The sequence below is a fragment of the Pseudomonas sp. FIP_A4 genome, assembly GCF_036701605.1.
In the GTDB taxonomy this organism is placed as follows: Bacteria; Pseudomonadota; Gammaproteobacteria; order Pseudomonadales; family Pseudomonadaceae; genus Stutzerimonas; species Stutzerimonas phenolilytica.
In genome coordinates this window covers 13,729-37,513 of the sequence record NZ_JAYDXP010000096.1, presented here as the reverse complement: position 1 = coordinate 37,513, position 23,785 = coordinate 13,729, and the positions used below count along the sequence as shown (strand labels likewise).

At 67.5% G+C, this 23,785-nt stretch carries 30 protein-coding genes; 21 read left to right on the top strand and 9 right to left on the bottom strand.

Annotated features, from left to right (window positions below; genetic code table 11):
• Nucleotides 1-74 precede the first annotated feature (74 nt).
• Genes U8L64_RS01260 through U8L64_RS01235 form a run of 6 tightly spaced genes read left to right on the top strand, consistent with a single transcriptional unit; the run spans nt 75 to nt 4,965 of the window.
• Nucleotides 75-854 carry a DUF3450 domain-containing protein gene (locus U8L64_RS01260; protein ID WP_077682537.1) on the top strand — a complete coding sequence of 260 codons (780 nt, stop codon included), beginning with the start codon at nt 75-77 and terminating at the stop codon, nt 852-854.
• Nucleotides 851-2,197, top strand: coding sequence for a MotA/TolQ/ExbB proton channel family protein (locus tag U8L64_RS01255; protein ID WP_043298089.1), 1,347 nt, complete (start codon nt 851-853; stop codon nt 2,195-2,197). The genes U8L64_RS01260 and U8L64_RS01255 overlap by 4 nt, the downstream gene beginning before the upstream one ends.
• A gap of 1 nt (nt 2,198) precedes the next feature.
• The gene (locus U8L64_RS01250; RefSeq protein ID WP_418652762.1) at nt 2,199-2,735 is read left to right on the top strand and encodes a MotA/TolQ/ExbB proton channel family protein; all 537 of its coding nucleotides are present in this window, start codon (nt 2,199-2,201) and stop codon (nt 2,733-2,735) included.
• Between the two features lie 10 nt (nt 2,736-2,745).
• Entirely contained in the window at nt 2,746-3,159 is a 414-nt protein-coding gene (locus U8L64_RS01245; RefSeq protein WP_333392943.1) for an ExbD/TolR family protein, read from the top strand.
• Nucleotides 3,159-3,872 (top strand): energy transducer TonB, encoded by a 714-nt coding sequence (locus U8L64_RS01240; RefSeq protein WP_054093421.1) that lies wholly within the window; start codon nt 3,159-3,161, stop codon nt 3,870-3,872. Before U8L64_RS01245 ends, U8L64_RS01240 begins: the two co-directional genes overlap by 1 nt.
• Before the next feature lies 1 nt (nt 3,873).
• Nucleotides 3,874-4,965, top strand: coding sequence for a tetratricopeptide repeat protein (locus tag U8L64_RS01235; RefSeq protein ID WP_333392940.1), 1,092 nt, complete (start codon nt 3,874-3,876; stop codon nt 4,963-4,965).
• Nucleotides 4,966-4,971: 6 nt separating this feature from the next.
• Here the strand turns inward: U8L64_RS01235 and U8L64_RS01230 are convergent, their stop codons facing one another.
• The 4 genes from U8L64_RS01230 to U8L64_RS01215 are packed head-to-tail and all read right to left on the bottom strand — an operon-like array spanning nt 4,972 to nt 8,073.
• Entirely contained in the window at nt 4,972-5,481 is a 510-nt protein-coding gene (locus tag U8L64_RS01230; RefSeq protein ID WP_156716200.1) for a DUF3299 domain-containing protein, read from the bottom strand.
• Between the two features lie 8 nt (nt 5,482-5,489).
• The gene (locus U8L64_RS01225) at nt 5,490-6,755 is read right to left on the bottom strand and encodes an ABC transporter permease (RefSeq protein ID WP_333392937.1); all 1,266 of its coding nucleotides are present in this window, start codon (nt 6,753-6,755) and stop codon (nt 5,490-5,492) included.
• A gap of 2 nt (nt 6,756-6,757) precedes the next feature.
• Complete coding sequence (locus U8L64_RS01220) at nt 6,758-7,468, bottom strand: ABC transporter ATP-binding protein (RefSeq protein WP_043298082.1); 711 nt, start codon at nt 7,466-7,468, stop codon at nt 6,758-6,760.
• Nucleotides 7,468-8,073: a DUF2796 domain-containing protein gene (locus U8L64_RS01215; protein WP_043298081.1), complete on the bottom strand. Its 606-nt coding sequence runs from the start codon at nt 8,071-8,073 to the stop codon at nt 7,468-7,470. The genes U8L64_RS01220 and U8L64_RS01215 overlap by 1 nt, the downstream gene beginning before the upstream one ends.
• Before the next feature lie 108 nt (nt 8,074-8,181).
• On the opposite strand from U8L64_RS01215, the gene U8L64_RS01210 reads away from it, so the two are divergent.
• Nucleotides 8,182-8,535 carry a hypothetical protein gene (locus tag U8L64_RS01210; RefSeq protein WP_333392934.1) on the top strand — a complete coding sequence of 118 codons (354 nt, stop codon included), beginning with the start codon at nt 8,182-8,184 and terminating at the stop codon, nt 8,533-8,535.
• 4 nt (nt 8,536-8,539) lie between these two features.
• On the opposite strand, the gene trxA is transcribed toward U8L64_RS01210, so the two are convergent.
• Complete coding sequence (trxA, locus tag U8L64_RS01205; RefSeq protein WP_156716203.1) at nt 8,540-9,409, bottom strand: thioredoxin; 870 nt, start codon at nt 9,407-9,409, stop codon at nt 8,540-8,542.
• Between the two features lie 167 nt (nt 9,410-9,576).
• Here trxA and yedE point away from each other — a divergent pair, with 167 nt between their 5' ends.
• Both yedE and yedF read left to right on the top strand, forming a co-directional pair.
• A complete protein-coding gene (yedE, locus tag U8L64_RS01200) occupies nt 9,577-10,803 on the top strand; it encodes a selenium metabolism membrane protein YedE/FdhT (RefSeq protein WP_156716204.1) in 1,227 nt (408 codons plus the stop codon).
• Nucleotides 10,772-11,011 carry a sulfurtransferase-like selenium metabolism protein YedF gene (gene yedF, locus U8L64_RS01195; RefSeq protein WP_003289152.1) on the top strand — a complete coding sequence of 80 codons (240 nt, stop codon included), beginning with the start codon at nt 10,772-10,774 and terminating at the stop codon, nt 11,009-11,011. The genes yedE and yedF overlap by 32 nt, the downstream gene beginning before the upstream one ends.
• A gap of 2 nt (nt 11,012-11,013) precedes the next feature.
• Here the strand turns inward: yedF and thpR are convergent, their stop codons facing one another.
• From thpR to U8L64_RS01180, 3 genes are read right to left on the bottom strand one after another with little or no spacing between them, the layout of a single operon-like run.
• The gene (gene thpR / locus U8L64_RS01190; protein ID WP_043298077.1) at nt 11,014-11,562 is read right to left on the bottom strand and encodes an RNA 2',3'-cyclic phosphodiesterase; all 549 of its coding nucleotides are present in this window, start codon (nt 11,560-11,562) and stop codon (nt 11,014-11,016) included.
• A gap of 16 nt (nt 11,563-11,578) precedes the next feature.
• Nucleotides 11,579-12,232 carry a class I SAM-dependent methyltransferase gene (locus U8L64_RS01185; protein WP_077682545.1) on the bottom strand — a complete coding sequence of 218 codons (654 nt, stop codon included), beginning with the start codon at nt 12,230-12,232 and terminating at the stop codon, nt 11,579-11,581.
• Entirely contained in the window at nt 12,229-12,645 is a 417-nt protein-coding gene (locus U8L64_RS01180; RefSeq protein WP_442965261.1) for a YbaY family lipoprotein, read from the bottom strand. Before U8L64_RS01180 ends, U8L64_RS01185 begins: the two co-directional genes overlap by 4 nt.
• A 119-nt stretch (nt 12,646-12,764) precedes the next feature.
• Between U8L64_RS01180 and nrdR the strand changes: the two genes are divergently transcribed.
• The 12 genes from nrdR to U8L64_RS01120 all read left to right on the top strand — a co-directional run bounded on the left by nrdR (nt 12,765) and on the right by U8L64_RS01120 (nt 21,849).
• Complete coding sequence (nrdR, locus tag U8L64_RS01175) at nt 12,765-13,232, top strand: transcriptional regulator NrdR (RefSeq protein WP_003289148.1); 468 nt, start codon at nt 12,765-12,767, stop codon at nt 13,230-13,232.
• On the top strand, nt 13,229-14,332 hold the full coding sequence (gene ribD, locus U8L64_RS01170) for a bifunctional diaminohydroxyphosphoribosylaminopyrimidine deaminase/5-amino-6-(5-phosphoribosylamino)uracil reductase RibD (RefSeq protein ID WP_333392925.1): 1,104 nt from the start codon (nt 13,229-13,231) through the stop codon (nt 14,330-14,332). Before nrdR ends, ribD begins: the two co-directional genes overlap by 4 nt.
• A 524-nt stretch (nt 14,333-14,856) precedes the next feature.
• The gene (locus U8L64_RS01165) at nt 14,857-15,519 is read left to right on the top strand and encodes a riboflavin synthase (RefSeq protein WP_011912026.1); all 663 of its coding nucleotides are present in this window, start codon (nt 14,857-14,859) and stop codon (nt 15,517-15,519) included.
• Between the two features lie 11 nt (nt 15,520-15,530).
• Nucleotides 15,531-16,610, top strand: a complete 1,080-nt coding sequence (gene ribBA, locus U8L64_RS01160; protein ID WP_043298073.1) for a bifunctional 3,4-dihydroxy-2-butanone-4-phosphate synthase/GTP cyclohydrolase II — start codon at nt 15,531-15,533, stop codon at nt 16,608-16,610.
• Between the two features lie 58 nt (nt 16,611-16,668).
• The gene (gene ribH / locus U8L64_RS01155) at nt 16,669-17,145 is read left to right on the top strand and encodes a 6,7-dimethyl-8-ribityllumazine synthase (protein WP_003289143.1); all 477 of its coding nucleotides are present in this window, start codon (nt 16,669-16,671) and stop codon (nt 17,143-17,145) included.
• 2 nt (nt 17,146-17,147) lie between these two features.
• A complete protein-coding gene (gene nusB, locus U8L64_RS01150) occupies nt 17,148-17,627 on the top strand; it encodes a transcription antitermination factor NusB (RefSeq protein WP_431978468.1) in 480 nt (159 codons plus the stop codon).
• 12 nt (nt 17,628-17,639) lie between these two features.
• On the top strand, nt 17,640-18,602 hold the full coding sequence (gene thiL / locus U8L64_RS01145) for a thiamine-phosphate kinase (RefSeq protein WP_054093432.1): 963 nt from the start codon (nt 17,640-17,642) through the stop codon (nt 18,600-18,602).
• A 38-nt stretch (nt 18,603-18,640) separates the two neighbouring features.
• Nucleotides 18,641-19,138 carry a phosphatidylglycerophosphatase A family protein gene (locus U8L64_RS01140; RefSeq protein ID WP_054093433.1) on the top strand — a complete coding sequence of 166 codons (498 nt, stop codon included), beginning with the start codon at nt 18,641-18,643 and terminating at the stop codon, nt 19,136-19,138.
• An 85-nt stretch (nt 19,139-19,223) separates the two neighbouring features.
• Nucleotides 19,224-19,871, top strand: coding sequence for a retropepsin-like aspartic protease family protein (locus tag U8L64_RS01135; RefSeq protein ID WP_054093434.1), 648 nt, complete (start codon nt 19,224-19,226; stop codon nt 19,869-19,871).
• Between the two features lie 156 nt (nt 19,872-20,027).
• Nucleotides 20,028-20,645: a GTP cyclohydrolase II gene (ribA, locus tag U8L64_RS01130; RefSeq protein ID WP_043298068.1), complete on the top strand. Its 618-nt coding sequence runs from the start codon at nt 20,028-20,030 to the stop codon at nt 20,643-20,645.
• Nucleotides 20,642-21,049 (top strand): hypothetical protein, encoded by a 408-nt coding sequence (locus U8L64_RS01125; protein ID WP_333392895.1) that lies wholly within the window; start codon nt 20,642-20,644, stop codon nt 21,047-21,049. The genes ribA and U8L64_RS01125 overlap by 4 nt, the downstream gene beginning before the upstream one ends.
• Nucleotides 21,049-21,849 carry a cobalamin-binding protein gene (locus U8L64_RS01120; protein WP_054093436.1) on the top strand — a complete coding sequence of 267 codons (801 nt, stop codon included), beginning with the start codon at nt 21,049-21,051 and terminating at the stop codon, nt 21,847-21,849. Before U8L64_RS01125 ends, U8L64_RS01120 begins: the two co-directional genes overlap by 1 nt.
• Before the next feature lie 19 nt (nt 21,850-21,868).
• Here U8L64_RS01120 and U8L64_RS01115 read toward each other — a convergent pair whose 3' ends face one another.
• Entirely contained in the window at nt 21,869-23,740 is a 1,872-nt protein-coding gene (locus U8L64_RS01115) for a TonB-dependent receptor domain-containing protein (RefSeq protein ID WP_333392892.1), read from the bottom strand.
• Nucleotides 23,741-23,785: the final 45 nt, after the last annotated feature.

The window sequence follows — 23,785 nt, the reverse complement described above, 5'->3', positions numbered from 1 at the left end:
GCCCGGGTTGCGCTGCGTCAATGGGAAGATGATAATGTTTCTCTTTTGAGTTAGTCCTCCTGCAAGGATCCCCCATGTCTTCGTTCATCCCCCGCCTGCTGGCGGTTGCCGTGTTGCCGTGCTGTCTAGGCGCGGCGCCGCTGATGGCTGCCTCCCTGGATGCCGCGCTGACCGAGAGCGAGCGGCTGTCAGCCGAGGCCGCGGCTTCGCAGCAACGTATCGAGCAGCTTGATGACGCTACCCGGCAGATGCTCACTGAGTACCGCAGCGCGCTGCAGCAGACCGAGGCACTGAAGGCCTACAACAAGCAGCTGGTCGAGCTCACCGCCGCGCAGCGCAAGGAGCTGGAGGGCTTCCAGCGCCAGCTGGAAGGCATCGAGCGCACCCAGGAAGCGGTGACGCCGCAGATGGGCCGGATGGTCGAAGTGCTTGGCGAGTTCATCGCTGCCGACCTGCCGTTCCTCCCGGAGGAGCGCGCCGATCGCCTGGCCGGTCTGCAGGATCTGTTGCCGCGTGCCGATGTGAGTCTGGCCGAGAAGTACCGACGCATTCTCGAGGCCTACCAGATCGAGAGCGATTACGGGCGCACGCTGGAGGCCTGGCGTGGCGAGCTGCCGGTTGAGGGCGGCGCGCGCAGCGTCGAATTCCTGCGCTTGGGGCGGGTCATGCTCTATTACCAGACGCTGGATGCCCACGAGAGCGGCTGGTGGAATCCGCAGACGCGCAGTTGGGAAGCGCTCGACGGCGCCGCGCGCCGCCCGATCACCCAGGCCATCGCCGTGGCCCGGCAACAGCAGGCGCCGGCCTATCTGGAATTGCCCGTCAAGACCCTGGCCAAGGAGGCCGCGCAATGAGCCGTCTGTCGTACCTTCTAGCCCTAGTGCTGCTGCCGGTGCTGTCGCATGCCGCCGAGCCGCTGAACCCGGATCAATTGCTGCAGCGCATCCGCAGCGAGCGCGCGGCCGAGGTCAGCGCCATGCAGGCGCGCGAGCAGGCGTTCGTCAGCGATCGCAGCGAGCAGGCGCAGCTGCTGGCGCGCGCCAAGGCCGAGCTTGACCGCGAGAAGGCCGAGGCCGAGCGCCTGAAGGCCGAGTTCGATCGTCAGGAGGCCGAGCTGGCCGAGCAGGAGAAATTGCTGGCGCAGCGCGTCGGCCACCTCGGCGAGCTGTTCGGCGTGGTGCGCCAGAGTGCCGGCGATATCGCCGCACAGTGGCAGGACAGCCTGCTCAATGTGCAATACCCGGAGCGTCTGCAGCGCCTGCACAACCTTGCCGAGAGCCGAGCATTGCCATCCGCCGAAGACCTCGACGGTTTCTGGATGGCGCTGCTGGAAGACCTTGCTGCCAGCGGTCGGGTCGAGCAGCTGACGCTGCCGGTCGTCGCCGCCGACGGTCAGCGCAGCGAGCAGCCGGTGTTGCGCGTCGGCAGCTTCTCCGCGTACGGCCAGAATGCCTTCCTGCGTTACGACGCCGACTCGGGCCAACTGCTGGCGCCGGCACGGCAACCGTCCGGCATGGGGCTGGTGAACGACTATCTGGACAGCGATGCGGCACTGGCTCCGTTGCCGGTCGATCCGAGTCGCGGCACGCTGCTGGCGCAGCTGCAGCTCGAGCCGGATTTCTGGGCGCGTCTGCAGCAGGGCGGCCTGGTGGGCTGGGTGATTGTCGCCCTGGGGCTGTTCGGTCTCTGCCTGGCGGCTTGGCGGATGGTCTATCTCGCCGGTGTCAGCCGCAAGGTGAGCGGGCAAATGCGTGATCTGAACAATCCGCGCGCCGACAATCCGCTGGGACGCATCATCGGCGTGCTTGGCCCCAAGCCGCAGCTCGCCGATCTGGAAACCCTCGAACTCAAGCTCGACGAAGCCATCCTGCAGGAAACCCCACCGCTGGAGCGCGGCCAGCCGCTGCTCAAGCTGCTGACAGCGGTGGCACCGCTTCTCGGCCTGCTGGGCACGGTGACCGGGATGATCGTCACCTTCCAGGCCATCACCCAGACCGGTGGCGGCGACTCGCGGCTGATGGCCGACGGTATTTCTCAGGCGCTGGTGACCACCGTGCAGGGCCTGGTGGTGGCGATCCCGCTGCTGTTCCTGCATGCGCTGCTGGCCAGTCGCAGCAAGGCGCTGATCCAGATTCTGGAGCAACAGAGCGCCGGGCTGATCGCCCTGCACCTGTCCGGAGCGCCGCGTCGTGACTGACATGCACGGCCTGTGGCTGCGCCTGGTCGATAGCGGGCATCTGCTGCTCGACTTCATGGGCGCCGGCGGCATGGTCATGTGGGCGCTGGCGCTGCTCTGCGTGCTGTACTGGACGCTGGTTTTCGAACGCGTCTGGTACATGCGCCGGGTGTTTCCACACTGGGCCGACGACCGCCGCCGGGCCTGGGAGCATCTGGTCGATCAGCCTGGCGTCTGGCAGCGCGCTGTGCGCACCGCTTGGCTTGCTCAGGCGCAGCAGCAGCTGGCAGGACCGCTGCGCCTGAGCAAGGCATTGGTTGCGCTGTGCCCGCTGCTCGGCCTGCTCGGCACGGTCAGCGGCATGATTGCGGTATTCGACGTGCTGGCGCTCAACGGCACCGGCAATCCGCGCGGCATGGCCGCCGGCGTCTGGCAGGCGACCCTGCCGACGATGGCCGGCATGGTGCTGGCCATCACTGGATTATTCAGCCTGGCGCGCCTCGAGCGTATTGCCCGGCTGTCGCTCGACCGGCTGGCCGACCAGCTGCGTCACGATTGAGGATTTCTGGATGCGCATGCGTCGCCATCATTACCAGCAGGACGAAGACACCGGCATCGACCTCACGCCGATGCTCGACGTGGTGTTCATCATGCTGATTTTCTTCATCGTCACCAGCTCCTTCATCAAGGAGTCCGGCGTCGAGGTGCAGCGCCCGCAGGCGAGCACCGCCAGCGCGCAGGACAAGGGCAACATCTTCATCGCGGTGACCGCCGACGGTCAGGTCTGGATCGACAAGCAGGCCGTCGATGTACGCAGCGTGCGCGCGCATGTCGAGCGCATGCGTGTCGATCAGCCGGATGGCGCCGTGGTGGTGCAGGCCGATCAGGATGCGCGCACCGGGCTGGTGGTCCAGGTGATGGACCAGGCGCGCCAGGCCGGCGTGCACGATGTGGCCCTCGCTGCCAACACGGGCGCGCAGTGATGGCGGCGCTGGCGCGCGTGGCGCTGTCCTTCGTCGCGGCCTGCGTGGTGGCGCTGTTGCTGTTCGCGTTGATGCTGAGCATGGTCACCCCGCCGCGTAGCAAGGTGGAGCGCGAGCCGGTGGCGATCGCCAACTTCGTGCGCATGGACGGGCGCAACGAGAGCAGCGCCAGCCGCTCGCGCCAGCAGGCGCCACAGCCGCCGCAGCCGAAAACGCCGCAACCGCCCACACCGCCGACGCCGAACATGGCCAGTCCGGATGCCAGCCTGCCGAAGCTCGATCTCGACCTGCCGAACATCGACTCGGGCATCTCGGTGGCGGCCGCGCCGGCACCGAGCCTGTCCGGGCTCAGCGCCGCGGCGGCCAGCGCAGCCGCGGCTACGGCGGGGCCGGCAGCCACCGCCGCGGTGGCCGGCGGCCAGTCCGGCGGACCTGAACATGAGGTGATGCCGCTCAATGATGTGCGTCCCGAGTATCCCTATCGTGCGCGTCAGCAGGGGATCGAAGGGCATATCAAGCTGGCCTTCACCATCAACCCGCAGGGGCGGGTGGAGAACATCCGTGTACTCGAAGCCTCGCCGCGCAATGTCTTCGACCGCGAGGCGCGTCGCGCCGCGGCGCGCTGGCGCTTCGCCCCGCGTACCGAGAACGGCGTGGCGGTATCGCGCGAAGCGGTGAAAACCCTGCACTTCCGCCTGCAAGGAGAACGCTGAGATGCCTCGTCTGCTGGTCCTGCTGCTGTTCTGCTTCAGCTGCGCAGCGCACGCCGCGCAGAGTATCGATCCGGCGATCTTCGCCGCACTCGAGCGCGCACAATCGGCACAGTCCAAGGGCGATTACCCGGCGGCGCGCAAGGCGTTGAGCGGTGTCGAGGCGCAGGCGGGCAGCGCGGAGGAGGCGCTGCTCTGGCGCAGTCGCGGTTACCTGGCCTGGGCCGAGGGCAACAATCGGCAGGCGCTGGAGTGGCTGGACAAGGCTGTCGCCAGCGGCAAGCTGGACGAGGCGCTGCTGGCCGGCGAACGGCTCAATCTGGCGCGACTCAATCTGGTCGAAGGGCGCTTCGCCAAGGTCGTCAGCCTGCTGGCGAAGGCCGACCAGGCCGACGAAGGCGTGCTGCAGATGCTGGTGCAGGCCTACCAGGGCCTTGGGCAGCATGCCAAGGCCCTGCCGCTGGCCGAGCGCTATGTACAGGCCAATCCACGCGCCGACGACATCTGGCTGCAGTTCCTGGTCGCCGGCAACGCCGAACTCAAACACTACTCCGCGGCCGAACGCTGGCAGCGCCAGTTGCTGCTGCGGCATCCCGAGCAGGTGAAGGTCTGGCGCCAGCTGGCCGGGCTGCAGCAGCTCGCCGGTGCCGAGGACAAGGCACTGGCGACGCTGCGCACTGCGCACGCCAAGGGCTTGCGCTTCAGTGACGCCGAGCTGGACAACCTGGTACTGCTGGCCAGCGCCGCCAACCAGCCGTGGCAAGGCGCCAAGCTGTTGCAAGGCATGCTCGACGCCGGCCTGTTGGCCAGTAACGGCACCCGCCGCGAGCGGCTGGGCATGCTGTGGTGGCAGGCGCGCGAGCGCGGTGCAGCGGCGAAAATTTATCGCGAGCTGGCCAACCAGTCGGGCGCCGCCAAGTTCTGGATGAATGTCGCCCAGCTCGAGCTGGAGCAGGCGCACTGGCAGGCCGGGCTGGACGCGCTGAAGCAGGCCGAGCGTGCTGGCGCCGAGCGCCGCAAGGTGCGCGCCTGGCGGCAATGGGCCGAGGACGAGCTGAGCTTCGAGCGCGAACGTCAGGTTGCTCGCGCGGGCTGAGCGTCTTCAGTCCAGCTCGTACAGCTCGATCGTCTGCGCGACCATCCGATAACCCGCCTCGGCCAGCTCGCTGCTGGCCGGCTCCACCTTCAGCGGCCCCTCGATCCAGTACGGCTGATACAGCTCATCGACCCTGACCCCCAGCTCGCTGGTGGCATGTACGATCTGGTTCGATGGCGGTGGCGGCACATGGATGCATGCGCCGAAGTAGGGGACCAGCAGGAAATCGATCACCCGGCCGTCGGCGTCCATGTCCAGCGGCACGATGTAGCCGGGCAGCCTGGCGACGATGCCGTCCAGTTCCTCGACCACCGGCGCAGCCGGCGATTGCTGGCGCGCGGCGGGGCCGCTTTCCGCCGCCAGCGCATCGGCCAGCTGCGACAGGTCGTGCAGCGGCGTCGGCGGTGGCGGTGGCGGCGCACCCTCGGGGATCAGGTCCGACCACTGCAGCAGGCGCGCCTCGCCCGCGAAGGCGGCAGGCAGGATCAGCAGCAGGACGAGCAGTAAACGCGACATGGATGTACTCACACTCTGATCGACAGGCCGTCGGCCAGCGATTGGCGATAGGCGCGCCAGGCGGGCACCGCGCCCATCAGCACGGCTGCCAGCAGGATCGCGCCGAGCAGGCGCCATTCATAGCCGCTCGGCCAGCCGAACGGCAGATACAGGCCATAAAACTGCTGCAGCGGCGCCTGCGCCACGGCGATGCCGACATACAGCAGCGTCAGTCCGAGCGCCGCGCCGGCCAGCGCCAGGGCGAACGCCTCGATCACCAGCAGCCCGGCGATATGCCAGGGACGCGCGCCCACCGAGCGCAGGATCGCCATCTCCCGCCGGCGCTCGTTGAGGCTGGTGAGAATCGCGGTGAGCATGCCGATCAGCCCGGTCAGCACGACGAACAGCGAGACCACGAACAGCGCCTGTTCGGCGGTGCCCATCAGGCTCCAGAGCTCCTGCAGCGCCACGCCGGGCAGCACCGCCAGCAGCGGCTCGCCGCGATACTGGTTGATCTCGCGTTGCAGGGCGAAGGTGGCGATCCTGCTGTTCAGACCGAGCAACACGGCGGTGATCTGCTGTGGCTGCAGGTCGAGCGCGCGCGCCTGCTCGGCGCTCACCCGCCCGGCGCCGCGGGCGGGCACCCCGCCGCGCCAGTCGACATGCAACGCCTCCATCCCGGCGAGGTTGATGTGCAGCGTGCGGTCTACCGGCGTACCGGTGCGCCGCAGGATGCCGACCACGCGGAACGGCTTGTCGTCGTGCTGCACCAGGCTGACCTTGGCCACGCCGTGTGCCAGCACGATCTGCGCGTCCAGCCGGTAGCCGAGGCTCTGCGCGACTTCGGCACCGAGCACCACCTCGAACGGATCGTCGGCAAACGCGCGACCCTCGGCCAGTTGCAGCGGCTGCTGACGACCGTAGCGGTAATGCTCGAAATACGCCGGACTGGTGCCCAGTACACGATAGCCGCGGTGCGAGTCGCCCAGCGAGAGCGGAATCGCCCATTTGACTTGCGGGTGGCCGGCCAGCTGCTGATAGCTGTCCCAGCGGATGTTGTTGGTGGCGTTGCCGATGCGGAACACCGAGTACAGCAGCAGATTCACCGAGCCGGAGCGGGCGCCGACGATCAGGTCGGTGCCGCTGATGGTGCTGGCGAAACTGGCGCGCGTCTCGGTGCGGATCCGCTCGACGGCGAGCAGTAGGCACACCGACAGCGCGATGGCGAATACCGTGAGCAGGGCGGTGAAGCGGCGGTTGTTCAGGCTCGCCAGCGCCAGGCGCAACAGGTACATCCTCAGACCTCCGCGCCGCGCGCGGCGCGGTTGAGTTCGGCCAGCGTCAGGCTGCGGTCGAAGCGCGGCGCCAGGCTCTGGTCGTGGCTGACGAACAGCAGGCTCGCCCCCGCGGCCCGGCATTCGCCGAACAGCAGATCGAGGAAGGCTTCGCGGCTGTCGGCGTCCAGTGCCGACGTCGGTTCGTCAGCGATCACCAGCTCGGGCTGGCCGATCAGCGCACGCGCGGCGGCGACCCGTTGCTGCTGACCTATGGACAGCGTATCGGCGCGTCGTGCCAGCAGTGTCGCCGGCAGACCCAGCTGTTCGAGCAGGGCTGCCGCTGCCTGGCGCAGGCTGCCGTGGCGCTGGATCGCCCGGCCCGCACGTAACCGCGAGAAGCGGCAGGGCAAGCAGACGTTCTCGTGCACCGGCAGGAACGGCAGCAGGTTGAACTGCTGGAAGATGTAGCCGGTGTGATCGACACGAAAACGGTCACGCGCACCAGCGGACAGGCGGCCGAGGTCTTCACCGAGCAGGCGCACGCTGCCGCGGCCGGCGCGTTGCACACCGCCGATCAGCCCGAGCAGGGTGGTCTTGCCGCTACCGGACGGCCCCTTGAGAAACAGGCTTTCGCCGCGCGCCAGGCGAAAGCGCGGAATGTCCAACAGTTCGGCCTGACCGGGCCAGGCGAAGCCGAGGTCGTCGAGTTCGAGCAGGTCGGAGGCTGACATCAGAACGTCAGCTGCGCATGGTCCGGCGTCAGCTCGGCGCCTTGCTGGCCGCGCGGGCCGATCAGCTGGACCTGAATCCGCTCGGTAGCCGGAAAGCGCTCGAAGAGCGTGCGCAGATCGAGTGCCTGTATCGCCTCAGGATGGCGGCAGTCGAGCCGGTAGTGCGCTTCGATGTCGCTGTGCCCATCCGCGCGGGCGGCGGCGGGCTCGCTGGGCGCGGCGTCGCCATCGCGGCGCTGATAGCCGGCGTGTGCGCCACCTAGCAAGTCGCCATGCAGTTCCTGTTCGCTGACGTCGCAACCGGCGGCTTCCGGCAGGCCGAACAGCACCCGCGGCTGCTCCAATTGCAGACGCGTGTGCGCTATCTGCGCTTCGTCCGCCGCGCTGGCTGGGGCGTGCTCGAAACCCAGCAGATTCGCCGCCGGGCTGCGCAGCGCCAGCTCCAGAACCGTGCCGTCCAGCGCCGCATCGAGGTGAGCGGTGCCGTGCTCGTGGGCGCCCAGACTGGCGGTGGCATCGTGTTCGTGGTGGTGGTGATCGTCCTGTGCTTGGCTGTAACTGAAAGGCAGCAGAACGAATGGCAGGGCGAGCAGCAGCGGGCGCATGGTCGGTTCCGGGAACTGATGGGGGTTACGTTATAACGCCTTTTTGCGTCGACTGGCCAGCCCGTCGCGGTCATGGGAGCATGCGCCGCGCTACCGAAGGAGAGCAGCATGATTCGTATCCGTGGGCATGTCGGCGAATGGCCGGTCGATCTGAACATCGAGCTGGACGAGCAGGACTGGGCGCAGCTGGCGCGCAATCTGCCGCTGGCACCCAGCGCGCGCGCCGCCGATATCGCGCCGTCCGCCGACGACAGTCTGTGGCACACCGCGCGCGAGCGCCTGCGCCGCGCAGGCCGGCTGGATGGCCCCGAGCTGTTTGCCGAGCTGGAGGCGCTGACCGGCAGTGCGTCGATGGCCAAGCGCCTGCTGGTTCGACTGCGCCACTGCGATCAGGTGCGGGTCGAGAACGGCGCGGATACCGCGAGCTATCACTGGATCGGTGAGGGCTGCCCGGCGTCCTGACGGCTCAGTAGATCGCTTGGTACAGCTTGCGTCGGTACAGCGTAACCAGCGGATGGTCGCCGCCGAGCAGATCGAAGACCTGCAGCAGCGTCTTGTGCGGCAAGCCTTCGGCATAGCCGCGGTTGCGCACGAACAGCTTGAGCAACCCGTCGAGTGCCGCTTCGTATTGCTGACGAGCCAACTGCTGGATGGCCAGCTGATAGGCGGCCTCGTCGTCCTCGCTGTTCTGCGCCAGGCGGCTTTTCAGCGTGGCGACTTCCGGCAGGTCGTTGGCCTGGCGCAGGAAGGTCAGCTGGGCGCGCGCGCCGGCCAGTGCCTGCCTGTGCTCGTCGCCCTTGACGGCATTGAGCACGGTTTCCGCTTCGCCCAGCTCGCCGCGCTCGGCCAGGCAGCGGGCGTACAGGATCAGGCCCGCCGCGTTCTCGTTGTCCTCGCCAAGCAGTTGCTGCAGCTGCGCTTCGGCCTCGGCGTAACGACCTTCGGCAAACAGCGCCTGCGCGCTTTCCAGTAAATCGCCTTGCGGCGTGGTCGGTGCCTGCACGTGCGGCTCGAGCATGGCGCGAATGGCCGACTCTGGCTGCGCACCGGCGAAGCCGTCCACCGGCTGGCCGTCCTTGAACAGCACGACCGTCGGCAGGCTGCGGATACCGAAGCGGGCGACGATGTCCTGCTCGATATCGCAGTTGACCTTGGCCAGCAGCAGCTCGCCCTGGTACTCCTCGGCGATCTTCGCCAGCAGCGGCATCAGCGCCTTGCATGGCGCACACCACTCGGCCCAGAAGTCGACCAGCACCGGTTTGTGGAAGGAATTTTCGAGCACCAGCTGTTCGAAGCTGGCGGTGGTGACATCGAAGATGTAGGGCGTCTGGCTCATCGGGATTCTCGGGCGGCGAAAGACGTGAAAGCTCGGCATGTTAAGTGGGGACGCCGGGTGCGGGAAGCAAGGGCGGGCGATGCGACGCGACGAAACGCGTAGTGGCCCCTATACTTGCGTCCCCTTTTCTTGGTGCGGCGATTGCAGTCGCGCAAAAGGAGTCATCGATGTCCGTTCTGTCCGACTTCCGGGAGCGCTATCTCGTGCGCTTCTGGTCGCCTTTGCCCGCGCTCGTCGCGCTGGGCGTCGCCTCCGCCTACTACTTCGCCATCACCGGAACCTTCTGGGCCGTCACCGGCGAATTCACCCGCTGGGGTGGCCACGTCCTGTCCTGGTTCGGCTACACGCCTGCCGAGTGGAGCTACTTCAAACTAATCGGTCTGGCCGGCACGCCGCTCGATCGCGTCGATGGCGTGATGATCATCGGCATGCTGCTCGGCGCGCTATGCGCGGCGCTGTGGGCGAACAACGTCAGCCTGCGCTGGCCGACCAGCAAGCGGCGCCTGGTGCAGGGGCTGATCGGCGGCGTCATCGCCGGCTTCGGCGCGCGGCTGGCGATGGGCTGCAACCTGGCGGCGTTCTTCACCGGCATCCCGATGTTCTCGCTGCACGCCTGGGCGTTCATGCTGGCGACCGTCGGTGGCGCCTGGATCGGTGTGAAGATCTGTCTGCTGCCCTGGCTGCGCACGCCGTTGAAAGTGGGCAGCCAGGCCAGTTCGCTGTTTGGCGACGTCGAAGGCACGCGGCGCCGCGCCGCGCTGCAGGCGCGCCTCGGCGTGGCGGTTGCCGTGCTGGCGATCGGCTTCGCCGCCTGGCGCTTCGATACCTCGCTGGTGCTCGGCATGGCGGTGCTGTTCGGCCTGCTGTTCGGTGGGCTGATCGAGCGCGCGCAGATCTGCTTCACCAGCGCCGCGCGTGATCTGTGGACCACCGGCCGCACCCGCGCCGCCTACGGCATCCTGCTGGGCATGGCGGTGGCCAGCGTCGGCACTTTCGGCGCGATCGCCCTGGGCGCCAGTCCGAAGATCTTCTGGATGGGGCCGAACGCGATCATCGGCGGCCTGCTGTTCGGCATCGGCATCGTCGTGGCGGGCGGCTGCGAGACCGGCTGGATGTACCGTGCGATGGAAGGCCAGGTGCACTTCTGGGTGGTCGGCATCGGTAACGTCATCGGCGGCACCCTGGTGGCGGTGTACTGGGACGAGCTCGGTACGTCGCTGGCGCTGCCTTATCCGAAGGTCAACCTGCTGGAAAGCTTCGGTGCGACCAGTGGCCTGATGCTGACCTTCGCCGGGCTGGCCGTGGCCATGCTGCTGGTGCATCTGAACGCCAAACGTTTCCAAACCAAGAGGAGTCCTGCCCGTGAGCCAGGCCAAACCGAATCTCTCGCTTGATCTGCGCGGCGAGCATTGCCCATACAACGCCATCGCCACGCTGGAAACTCTGGCGACCATGCAGCCGGGGCAGTTGCTGGAAGTGGTCACCGACTGCTCGCAGTCGGTCAACGGCATCCCGGAAGACACCCGCGCCAAGGGCTATAACTGCCTGAGCGTGGAACAGCACGGCTCGCTGTTTCGCTTCCTGATCGAAATCCCCGCCTGATCTCAGTCCGGGACGGCCGTCACGGTCGTCCCGGATGCCCGCAGCGGCCAGCTGCCCAGCTCGCGATAGCGCGCGCCCTGCGCGGTAGTTTCCGAGACGAACAACACGAAGCGATCCACTGTCCAGCCGAATGCCGGGCTGTGGCCGTGCACGCGCTCGTGACCATGGCGCGTCAGCGTCAGGTGCGGCAGAAAGGGCCGGCTGTCGAGCACCAGGCCGAGTGTGGCCAGTTGCGCGCGCAGCGCCGCCGCCAGGTAGTCCAGCGCCGGCGGCGGTGCGCTCGGCTGCAGGCAGATGAAGCCCTTGCCGAGGGTGATCAGGCGATCCAGGGTCAGCTCGAATGCCGGGCAGTCGAGATCGGCCGCCAGCCGCTGCAGGCCGGCGAGGCAATCGGCCGGTTGCGCACCGAGAAACGCCAGGGTCAGGTGCAGGTTCTGTGGCGGAACCGGTCGGCCTTGCAGCGCCTGCTCGTCGCGCCAGCGACAGATGGCCGCCGCCTGCTCGGGCGGGCAGGGCAGCGCGAAGAACAGACGCAGGGTTGACTCGCTCACGCCACTCTCCCGGCAGTTATCGCGCCGCGTGATAGAGGCTGACCTGGCGGAACTCGGCCGGCTCGGCGAGATCCGGCCAGGTACAGGCATCCAGCAGGTCCAGGCGCCGATACAGCGGATGGGCGAAGTCGCGTACCCGCGAGTCGGCCACCAGCGCTTCGCGACCGCGACTGAGGAAGTGATCCAGCAGCGGCAGGTTGGTGCGGTCGTAGAGCACGTCGGCGACGATGACCAGATCGTAGCGGTCCGCCTCACCGAAGAAGTCTTGCGAATAGCGTAGCTCGACGTCGTTCAGCGCAGCGTTTGCCCGGCAGGCGGCGAGTGCCAGCGGGTCGAGATCGCAGGCCACCACTTCCGCCGCGCCAGCCTTAGCCGCGGCGATGGCGGCTACGCCGGAACCCGCGCCGAAATCCAGCACGCGCTTGCCCCGCACCCAATCCGGCCGCTCGGCCAGCCAGCGCGCCAGCACCAGGCCGCTGGCCCAGCAGAAGCACCAGTACGGCGGCTCTTCGAGAATCCGCCGGGTTTCCTCCGGGCTGAAGGCGCGATCCATGTTGGCCGCATCGATCAGCCACAGACGCAGATCGGTGCCCGGCAGCGGCTCGGCGACCAGCCGGGCGTCGCCGAGCAGTGCGTTCAGCGCTGCCTGCAACGGCGCCGGTGCCGTCATGGTGCGGGCACCAGCTGCAGCGGGCCGAGCGCCTGGCTGTTGGCATTGTGGATCTGCAGCGCCGGCAGACGCATGATCAGCTGCCCGGCGCGTGTCACCCGCCCGCGCAGCTCGACGCGCTGGCCGACGGGGAAGACATCCGGGTTGAACTGCAGCATGAACGGCAGCTCCGAGCCGCGCCCCTTGAGTTGCACGTTGCTCAGCAGGCGATCCGGCTGGTCGCGGCGGTCGACCTCCAGCAGCGCCAGTTCGACCTCGCTGCCGGCCGGCGCGCCGATCAGGCTGCCGCTCAGTTCGTTGTGCAATTTCGAGTGCGGCGCGCTGCTCAGTTCGACCGGTGCGGGCGGCACGGGCGGCTGGCTGCCGCAGCCGGCCAGCAGGATCAGCAACAGGGGCACGAAGGCGGTACGCAAGGGCACGGAAAGCTCCAGAACTACGGCGAATCGGGCTTGTATAGCAGCAAAGCCGCTGCCTTGTCTTGCCGGTCGGATGCGCTACCATGGCCGCCCCGACGTTCGACCGAATCCATCCCATGCATTGTCCGTTCTGCAGTGCCCATGACACCAAGGTCATCGATTCCCGCCTGGTCGCCGAGGGCGATCAGGTACGCCGCCGCCGCGAGTGTCTGGCCTGCGGCGAGCGCTTCACCACCTTTGAAACCGCCGAGCTGGTGATGCCGCGACTGATCAAGTCCGATGGCAGCCGCCAGCCGTTCGACGAGCAGAAGCTGCGTGCCGGCATGCAGCGCGCGCTGGAGAAGCGCCCGGTCAGTGTCGAGCGCCTGGAGGCGGCCATCGCCCACATCAAGCATCAGTTGCGTGCCACCGGCGAACGCGAGATCAAGTCGCGGGTGCTCGGCGAACTGGTGATGGCCGAGCTGCAGAAGCTCGACGAGGTCGCCTATATCCGCTTCGCCTCGGTCTACCGCCGCTTCCAGGACCTCAACGAGTTCCGCGAGGAAATCGAACGGCTGTCCCGCGAGCCGGCGAAGTCCGAATGAGCGCCAGCGATCACGCCTGGATGGCCCGTGCGCTGCAGCTGGCGCGCAAGGGCCTGTATTCGACCCACCCGAACCCGCGGGTCGGCTGCGTCATCGTCGCCGATGGCGAGCCGGTCGGCGAAGGCTGGCACGTACGCGCCGGCGAGCCGCATGCCGAGGTTCACGCCCTGCGCCAGGCCGGCGAGCGGGCGCGCGGCGCCACCGCCTACGTCACCCTCGAACCCTGCAGCCACCACGGGCGCACGCCGCCCTGCGCCGAAGCGCTGGTCAAGGCCGGCGTCGGCCGCGTGGTAGCGGCGATGCAGGACCCGAATCCGCAGGTCGCCGGGCGTGGCCTGCAATTGCTGCGCAGTGCCGGTATCGAGGTTGCCAGCGGCGTGCTGGAAGCCGAGGCGCGCGAGCTCAACTGCGGTTTCATCAAACGCATGGAAAGCGGTCTGCCGTTCGTGCGCGCCAAGCTGGCGATGAGCCTGGACGGACGCACGGCGATGGCCAGCGGCGAAAGTCAGTGGATCACCGGCCCGGCGGCCCGCGCGGAGGTGCAGCGGCTGCGCGCCCGTTCCAGTGTAGTGCTGACCGGCGCCGACACCGTGCTGATGGATGCCGCGCGGCTGACCGTACGCGGCACCGAACTGGGGCTGGATGCGGAAACCACTGCGCTGGCACTGCAGCGTCCGCCGTTGCGCGTGCTGATCGATGGGCGGCGGCGCGTGCCGCTGGACGCGCCGTTCTTTCAGGCCGGCCCGGCGCTGGTGGCGACGGCCATGAGCGGCGATGCAGAGGCCTATCGGGTCGCCGGTCAGGAGCTGCTGGTGCTGGGGCAGGAGCGGGTCGATCTGACCGCTCTGCTGCGCGAACTGGCCGCCCGCGGCGCCAACGAAGTGCTGATCGAAGCCGGGCCGCGGCTGGTCGGTGCCTTCGCCCATCTCGGGCTGATCGACGAGTACCAGATCTTCATGGCCGCCAAGTTCCTCGGTTCCTCGGCGCGTCCGCTGCTGGAGCTGCCGCTCGAGCGGATGAGCGAGGCGCGCGAGCTGAAGATCGTCGACATCCGCGCGGTGGGTGACGACTGGAAGATCGTCGCGATTCCCGCCAGCTGAGCGCGAATCCGGCGCCTCAATAGGGCCGCCGATAGCGCCAGGCTTTCGTCGCCATAACCGCTGCGAATGCACAAGCTGGCTGCCGTTAGCGCCTATTTGTGTTAAAAACGCTGCCGGGCCGCGAGTGGCCCAACGTTCTCAGGGCGGGGTGTGATTCCCCACCGGCGGTAATGGCGCAGTTACAAGGATGAAAGCGTAGCGAGCGCTGAGCAGGCAAGGCGTGATTCGACGAGAAGGCGGAGTTTACTCCGGTAAATGAGCACTTCGAGGAGGACCACAACGCAGCATGCTCTGCGCGCAGTAGCTTTCAATCGCGTTTAGCCCGCGAGCGCTTGCTTAGGCAAGGTCAGCAGACCCGGTGTGATTCCGGGGCCGACGGTATAGTCCGGATGAGAGAGAGCGGGATATTCCGATGGGCGCCGTTCGTGTGCCCGTCATGCATCCCTATCGATCCGTAGCGCCCTGTTTTTCTAAACAGGAGTTCGTCGTATGCAGCGTTTCATCAGCCTTCCGCGGGAGGCCACATGTTCACCGGAATAATCGAAGCCATCGGCACCATCCGTGCGCTCACCCCCAAAGGTGGCGACGTTCGCGTGCTGGTCGAGACCGGCAAGCTCGATCTGGGCGACGTCAAGCTGGGCGACAGCATCGCCGTCAACGGCGTCTGCCTGACCGCGGTAGAGCTGCCGGGCAACGGCTTCTGGGCCGACGTCAGCCGCGAAACCCTGGCGCGCACCGCCTTCATCGATCTCAAGGCCGGCAGCCGGGTCAACCTGGAAAAGGCCCTGACGCCCACCAGCCGCCTCGGCGGCCATCTGGTCAGCGGCCATGTCGATGGTGTCGGCGAAGTGGTGGCGCGGGAAGATAACGCCCGCGCGGTGCAGTTCCGCATCCGCGCGCCGCGCGAGCTGGCCAAGTACATCGCGCTGAAGGGCTCGATCACCGTGGATGGCACCAGCCTCACGGTCAATGCGGTCAATGGCGCCGAATTCGAGCTGACCATCGTGCCGCATACCCTCGGCGAAACCATCATGGCCGACTACCGCCCCGGGCGGCAGGTGAACCTGGAGGTCGACCTGCTGGCGCGTTACCTGGAGCGCCTGATGATGGGCGACAAGGCCGCCGAACCCAAGGCCTCGGGGCTCACCGAAGGTTTTCTCGCCGAGCACGGCTATCTGAAGAATTGAGGAGACGCCCGATGGCGCTCAATACCGCTGAAGAACTGATCGAAGACATCCGCGCCGGCAAGATGGTCATCCTCATGGATGACGAGGACCGCGAGAACGAGGGCGACATCATCATCGCCTCCGAATGCGTCACCGCCGAGCACATCAACTTCATGGCGCGCTTCGCCCGCGGGCTGATCTGCATGCCGATGACCCGCGAGCGCTGCGAACTGCTCAAGCTGCCGCTGATGGCGCCGCGCAACGGTTCCGGTTTCGGCACCAAGTTCACCGTTTCCATCGAGGCCGCCGAAGGCGTGACCACCGGCATTTCCGCCGCCGACCGCGCGCGCACCGTGCAGGCCGCGGTGGCGAAGAACGCCGTGGCCGAAGACATCGTCAGCCCCGGGCACATCTTCCCGCTGATGGCACAACCGGGCGGCGTGCTGGCGCGTGCCGGCCACACCGAGGCCGCGTGCGATCTGGCGCGCATGGCCGGCTTCGAGCCGTCCGGCGTGATCTGCGAGATCATGAACGATGACGGCACCATGGCGCGCCGCCCGGAGCTGGAAGTGTTCGCCGAGCAGCACGGGCTGAAGATCGGCACCATCGCCGACCTGATCCACTACCGGATGATCCACGAGCGCACCGTCGAGCGGGTTTCCGAGCAGCCGCTGGACACCGAGCTGGGCCAGTTCAACCTGGTCACCTACCGCGACGGCGTCGAGGACACCGTGCACATGGCACTGACCCGCGGTGAGATTTCCCCGGAAGAGCCGACCCTGGTGCGCGTGCACAACATGGAGCCGCTGCGTGATCTGCTGCTGGTCACCGTGCCGGGTCGCTGGAGCCTGCGCGCGGCGATGAGCGAGGTGGCCAAGGCCGGCAAGGGCGTGGTGCTGCTGCTCGGCAACCCGCTGACCGGGCCACAGTTGCTGGCGCAGCTGACCCGTCAGCAGCCGCCGACCCCGGCTACCTACAGCACCGTCGGCGCCGGTTCGCAGATTCTGCGTGACCTGGGCGTGCGCAAGATGCGCCTGATGAGCGCGCCGATGAAGTTCAACGCGATATCCGGCTTCGATCTGGAAGTTGTAGAATACCTCCCGGCCGAATAATCAGAGGCGCCGCGCAGTCCGCGGCGCCTTCGTTCTTTAAAGAGATGAGAAAGCACCCATGCCCCTGAAGACCATCGAAGGAACCTTCATCGCCCCGCAGGGCAAGTACGCCCTGGTCGTAGGCCGCTTCAACAGCTTCGTCGTCGAGAGCCTGGTCAGCGGCGCGGTCGACGCGCTGGTTCGCCACGGCGTCAGCGAGAACGACATCACTATCATCCGTGCACCGGGTGCCTTCGAGATTCCGCTGGTCGCGCAGAAAGTCGCCCAACAGGGCGAATACGACGCCATCGTCGCCCTCGGCGCGGTCATTCGTGGCGGCACGCCGCACTTCGAATACGTTGCCGGCGAATGCACCAAGGGTCTGGCTCAGGTCTCCATGGAGTTCGGCGTACCGGTCGCCTTCGGCGTGCTGACCGTCGACTCCATCGAACAGGCTATCGAGCGCTCCGGCACCAAGGCCGGCAACAAGGGCGCCGAAGCCGCACTTTCCGCACTGGAAATGGTGAGCCTGCTGTCGCAGCTGGAGGCGAAGTGAGCCTGAATCACGACGATAGCCAGGACGCTCCGCAGCCCAAGGCCAAGGGCAAGATCGCTACCCGCCGGGTGGCGCGGAGCCTGGCGATGCAGGCGCTGTACCAGTGGCACATGGCCGGTCAGAGCCTCAACGAAATCGAAGCGCAGTTCCGCGTCGACAACGATTTCAGCGGTGTCGACGGTGCCTACTTCCACGAACTGCTCAACGGCGTCGCGCGCAAGAAGACCGAAGTCGATCAGGCCATCGAGCCGAACCTCGATCGTCCACTGGACGAGCTGGACCCGGTCGAGCTGGCGATCCTGCGCCTGTCCACCTACGAGCTGATGCAGCGCGTCGACGTGCCGTACCGCGTGGTCATCAACGAAGGCATCGAGCTGGCCAAGGTCTATGGCGCCACCGACGGGCACAAGTTCGTCAACGGCGTGCTGGACAAGCTGGCGCCTACTCTGCGCAGCGCCGAAGTGCGCAACCACAAGCGCTGAGGGCTGCTCGCCTTGCTGGGTGAGTTCGAGCTGATCCGTCACTACTTCGCCGCCGCCGCTTGCGCCAGGGCCGGCGGCGAAGTCGTGCTGGGCATCGGTGACGATTGCGCCCTGCTGGACATTCCCACCGGCGAACAGCTGGCCGTGTCCACCGATACCCTGGTCGCCGGGGTGCATTTCCCCGATTCCTGCGATCCGTTCCTGCTCGGCCAGCGCGCACTGGCAGTTGCCGCCAGCGATCTTGCGGGCATGGGCGCGACGCCCATCGGCTTCACCCTGGCCCTGACGCTGCCTGCCGCCGACGCGCTCTGGCTGGCCGAATTCGCCCGCGGGCTGGATGCGATGGCGCTCGACTGCAGCCTGCGTCTGATCGGCGGCGATACCACCCGCGGGCCGTTGTGCCTGACCGTCACCGTGTTCGGCCGGGTGCCGGCCGGGCAGGCGCTGGTTCGATCCGGCGCGCAGGTCGGCGATCTGCTCTGCGTCGGCGGCGTGCTCGGAGAGGCCGCCGGCGCCTTGCCGCTGGTGCTGGGGCAGGCCGAGGCCGATGCGGACGTCGCCGAGCATCTGCTGGCGCGCTACTGGTCGCCACAGCCGCAGCTGGCGCTGGGCGAGGCGCTGCGCGGGCGGGCCACGGCGGCGCTGGATATCTCCGACGGGCTACTCGCCGACTGCGGGCATATCGCCAAGGCGTCGAGCGTCGCGCTGCGGATCGAGCGCGAGCGGGTGCCGCTGTCCACGCCGCTGCAGCGCCTCGCCGGTACCGCCGAGGCGCTGCGCTGCGCGCTCGCCGGTGGTGACGACTACGTGCTGGCCTTCACCCTGCCGCCCGCCGAGCTGGCGGCGCTGCAGGACGCCCAATGGCCGGTGCATGTCATCGGCTGCGTCACGGTCGGGCAGGGCGTGCAGCTGGTCGATGCGGCGGGCAACGAACTACCCGTGTCCTCGCGTGGTTACAACCATTTCCATGCATAGCGTCGTTGCGCCAGCGCGCTCAGAAAAGGAACGCCGTCTTGACTGACTCCTCGCCGCTCGCGGCCAAGCCGCAAGTCCTGGTCTGGTCCAATCCCTGGCACAACCTGGCGTTCGGCTTCGGCTCCGGTCTGATGCCAAAGGCGCCTGGCACCTGGGGCTCGCTGGTGGCGCTGCCGTTCGTGCCGCTGTGGCAGCTGCTGCCGGGCTGGGGCTATGGCGTGCTGCTGGTGCTGAGCATGCTGTTCGGTATCTGGCTGTGCGGCAAGGTGGCGCGCGAGCTGGGCGTGCACGACCACGAGGGCATCGTCTGGGACGAGTTCGTCGGCATCTGGATGACCTTCTGGCTGGCACCGCAAGGCTGGCACTGGCTGCTGCTCGGCTTCGTGGTGTTCCGCGTGATGGACATCGCCAAGCCCTGGCCGATCAGTTGGGTCGACCGCCATGTGCACGGCGGCATCGGCATCATGCTCGACGACATTCTCGCCGGCGCCGCTGCCTGGGCGGCGATGCAGGGGCTGGTGGCGCTGCTGGCGTGATCAAGTGTGCGGCGGCTCGCTGAATCCTCCGCGCGGCTGGCGGAAGATTGCCCGGCCCGTCCAACGTCTCCTTTCAAGGACTTCCATGCGTCGCTTTGAACTTCTTCTCGCAGGCCTGCTGCTGTTGCCGTCGCTGGCGGTGTCTGCGCCGATGGTGCAGGTGGTCGGGCTGTTTCCCGGCGCCGCGGTGCTGAACGTCGATGGCCAGCGCAAGTTGGTCCGGGTCGGTCAGACCGGGCCCGGCGGCGTCGAAGTGGTGAGTGCCGATTCGCGCGGTGCGGTGCTGCGCGTCGGCGGCGTCGAGCGCAGCTACGGCCTGAGTCGCGAGTACAGCGGCGCCGGCTATGCCGCACCGGAAAAGACTCAGCTCAGCGTGGCCAAAGGCGTGGGCGGACATTACTGGATCGCCGGATCGATCAATGGCCAGCCGGTGCAGTTCCTTGTCGATACCGGAGCGACCTCGGTCGCCATCAACGAAAACCAGGCGCGGCGGCTGGGCATCGATTACCGGGCCGCCGGCCAGCCGCTGCTGGTCAACACCGCCAGCGGTACGGCCAAGGCCTGGCGCGTGCGCCTGAACAGCGTCAAGGTCGGCAGCATCGACGTGCTGGGCGTCGAAGCGGTCGTGCTCGAGGGCGAATCGCCCAGCGAGGCCCTGCTGGGCATGAGCTTCCTTGGCCGGGTCAGCTGGCGCGAGGATCAGGGTGTGCTCCGGCTGGAGTCGAAAATCTAGCGCGGGCGATCCGTCACCGGCGGATGAGCGTTGTGCAGTCCGGCCGGAAGGCGTCGGGGCATCGATTCGGATTACATTTGGCCGATTACGCTCGCCCTTTGCGCCGTCCAGTTAGTGTTACAATATCCGCCTTTTTCCTCTCTGGGACTTCCGCCCGTGTCTGTCGTGTTCGTCGCCGCTTCCAAACTGCCGACGCCGTTCGGTGTGTTCACCATGCATGGATTTCTCGACCAGGACACCGGCAAGGAACATGTCGCGCTGACCCTGGGCGACGTGGCTGATGGCAAGCCGGTGCTGGGGCGGCTGCACTCCGAATGTCTGACTGGCGACGCGCTGTTCAGCCTGCGCTGCGATTGCGGCTTCCAGCTCGAGGCGGCCATGCGTGCCATCGCCGAGGAGGGCCGTGGCGTGCTGCTCTACTTGCGCCAGGAAGGTCGTGGCATTGGCCTGCTGAACAAGATTCGCGCCTATGAACTGCAGGACGGCGGCGCCGACACCGTCGAGGCCAACGAGCGTCTGGGATTCGCGCCGGACATGCGCGACTACGGCATCTGCCTGCCGATGCTCGAGCACCTGGGTATCGTCGAGGTCAAGCTAATGACCAACAACCCGCGCAAGGTCAAGGCGCTGCAGGGCTTCGGTATCCGCGTGGCCGAGCGCAAGCCGCTGCAGATCGCGCACAATCCGCACAACCGCAAATACCTCGCGACCAAGGCCGGCAAGCTCGGCCACATGCTCGGCGAGATTCATCAGGGCGAAGCCGAGCAGTCGTGAATCGCGCTGCTGTCCGCCGCCAGCTCGCCCGCGAGGGCTGGCTGCATGCTGCGCTGATGGTGCTGCCGGCGCTGCTGCTTGGTCGCACCGGGCTGCAGCTGGGCAACGGGGGGCTGGTGTTGTTCGCCGCCGGCCTCGCTTCGCTGTTCTTCAGCCTGCCGGCTTTCACCCGCTTCAAACATGCGCTGATCGCCACGGAGCAGGCGCTGGGTGACAGCGCCGAGTCGGCGGCCTGGGCGCAGCTGCGGCGTATTCGCCGTCGCGCGCTGCTGATCGCGTCATTGCCGGCCTGGCTGGCGGCGGTCGGCGCGCTGCTCGGCATGGAACCGGTGGCGCGCCTGCTGCTGGTGCTCGGCAGCCTTAGCTTGCTCATCCTCTATCGCATTCCGCGGCAGCTGCGCTGATGCGCCTGTTGTGGTTCGTCGCGCTGTTGCTGGTGCCGCTTTCGGCGAGCGCGGCACAGCGGGTGGTGAGCCTGGCGCCCTCGCTCAGCGAAATCATGCTCGAACTCGATGCCGGCGATCGGCTGGTCGGCGTGCTCGATGGCGGCGAGCGTCCGCCGGCGCTGGCTGGCGTGCAATCGGTCGGTCGCTACGGCCAGGTGGAGCTGGAAACGCTGCTCAGCCTGCGTCCCGATCTGGTGCTGCTCTGGCCCGACAGCATTGCGCGCGGCCAGCGTCAGCAGTTGCAGCAGCTTGGCATCCCGCTGCTGGTGGTCGAGCCGTCGCGGCTCGAGCAACTGGCCGAACAGTTCGCGCTGATCGGCCGCGCCGTCGACCGCGTCGAGCAAGGCGTCCAGCTGGCCGAGCGCTTTCGCCACGGCCTGGCGCAGCTGCGTCAGCAATACGCGCGCACGCCGCCGCTGCGGGTCTTCTATCAGGTCTGGCATCGCCCGCTGTATACGCTCGGCGGCCCGCAGATCATCAGCGAGGCGATCGAGGTATGTGGTGGGGTGAACGTGTTCGCCGACCTTCAGCTGCCGGCGCCGCAGGTGAGCGTCGAAGCCGTGCTGGCACGCGATCCCGAGGTGATCCTCGGCGGCAGCGGTGCCGAACTGGAGAGCTGGAAAGCCTGGCCGCAGCTCAGTGCGGTGCGTAGCGGGCGCTTGCTCGCCGTGCCGGACAAGGGGCTGGAGCGGCCGAGCTTCCAGATGCTGGGCGCGATCGGGAAGCTCTGCGAAGCGATGGCGCGGGCGGCGCCGTGAGGGCGCGCCCGCATTCCGCTTAGAGCGAAGGGGTCCAGGTCATGGCGAACAGGACGGTGCGTCCGGCTTCGCGATAACCGTAGTTCAGCACCGGATCGGTCCAGCCTGGGCCGGTGGGGCGGTCGTAGGTTGCCAGCGTATATTCGCGGTCGAACAGGTTGTTGACCTTGGCCTCCCAGAGCAGCTCGGGGTGGCTCTGCCAGCCCGCGCGCAGATCGAAGACGCCGTAGCCGGCCAGCTCGCGGGTATTGGCCGCATTGTCCTGGCGTGCGCTGGCGACGTGCCAGCCGGCGCCGGCCGACAGGCTGCCGAATTCGCGATCGAGGTCGATACTGAGCGTGCGCTTGGCACGGCGGGGCAGGGCATGACCGCTGTCGCGATCACGCGGATCAATGACGCTCACGCCCAGACTGGCCTGCCAGCCCAGCAGTTCGCGAGCCACGCTGGCCTCGAAGCCGTTGATCCGCGCCTGGCTGATGTTCTCCGGGCGGTTGGCGGCACTGTTCCAGGCAATCAGGTCTTCCACGTCGGTGCGGTAGACCGAGGCCTCCAGCCGAGTGCCTTCCAGGTCGGCGCGCCATTGCAGCTCGTAGGTCTTCGACGTTTCGGGGCTCAGGCCGGCATTGCCCATTCCGGGGTAATAGAGGTCGGTGAAGGTCGGCGCGCGAAAACCTTCGCCGTAGCTGAGGACCCAGCGCTGCGACTCACCCACCGGCAGGCTGAACGCGGCATTCCAGCTGTTGTGGCTGCCGAACTGTTGATTGTCATCGTGACGCAGGCCGAGTTCGGTACCGAAACGGTCGCCCTGGAAGCTGTGCTGGGCGAAGAAGGCCAGGTTGTCGCGGCTGTCTTCCTGATAGGCGGTGGATGCGTCGAGACGGTCTTCGTACCAGTCGCTGCCCAGACTCAACTGCTGGCGTTCGCTCAGTTGCAGCCGGTTTATCCAGGCCGCCGAATGCCGTGTGGTTTCCAGAAAGCCGTTGTTCCAGGGACTGCTGGCGCCGACCACCTTGTTGCGGTCGAAGCTGCGGCCCAGTTCCAGACGGCTGTTCCAGACGTCGGTCAGCTGACCGTTCAGGTAACCGCTGTAGCTGCTGACACGAAACTCGTCCTGCGGTGTGCCCGGGGCGAAGTCGTAGGCATCGTCGTATTCGTTCTCGCCGCGTTGATCGTTGAGGCTGAGGCCCGCCTGCCAGTCGGCATTGAGCTGGTGATCCAGCTTCAGGTGCAGTGCCTGCGCACGCTGGCCGTCGTCGTCGCTGTCGGCACCGTGGTTGTCGCGGCTGATGTCGAAGCCGTCGCGCTCGTCGAGGCTCGCGCCGAGATGGACGCGGGTCTGCTCGGTGCCAGCCGCCAGGCTCAGGCTGCGCTGGAAGGTCTGGTCGCTGCCGGCCGCGAGGCGGATTTCCGGCTTCACTCCGGGCTTGCCGCTGCGCGTGAAGATCTGGATGACGCCGCCGATCGCATCGGCACCATAGAGTGACGAGCGCGGGCCGCGGATCACTTCGACGCGCTCGATATTGTCGATCGCCAGGTAATCGAGACGGGCGAAGCCGCTGGTGGCCGAGGAAATGCGCTGACCATCGAGCAGCACCAGCGTCTGCGCGGTGCCGGTGCCGCGCAGCGACAGCGACGGCAGGCCGCCGGCGCTGCCGACGGTCACGCCCGGCACCCGGCGCAGCAGTTCCGGCACGCTGCGTGCCTGCAGGCGCTGGATATCGGCGCGGGTGAACACGGTGTTGGCGGCGGTGGCGGTGGCGCGAGGCTCGGCCTGGCGCGCGGAAGTCACCAGCATGTTGGGCAGCTGGTAGCTGTTGGCGTCGGTAGTGTCGGCAAACACCTGCGTGCCAGGCAGCAGCGCCACGGCCAGGGCAAGTCGGGACAGTTTCATTCTTGGAATTCCTCAAAAGATCACAGCTTTCGAGGAGGGCAGGAA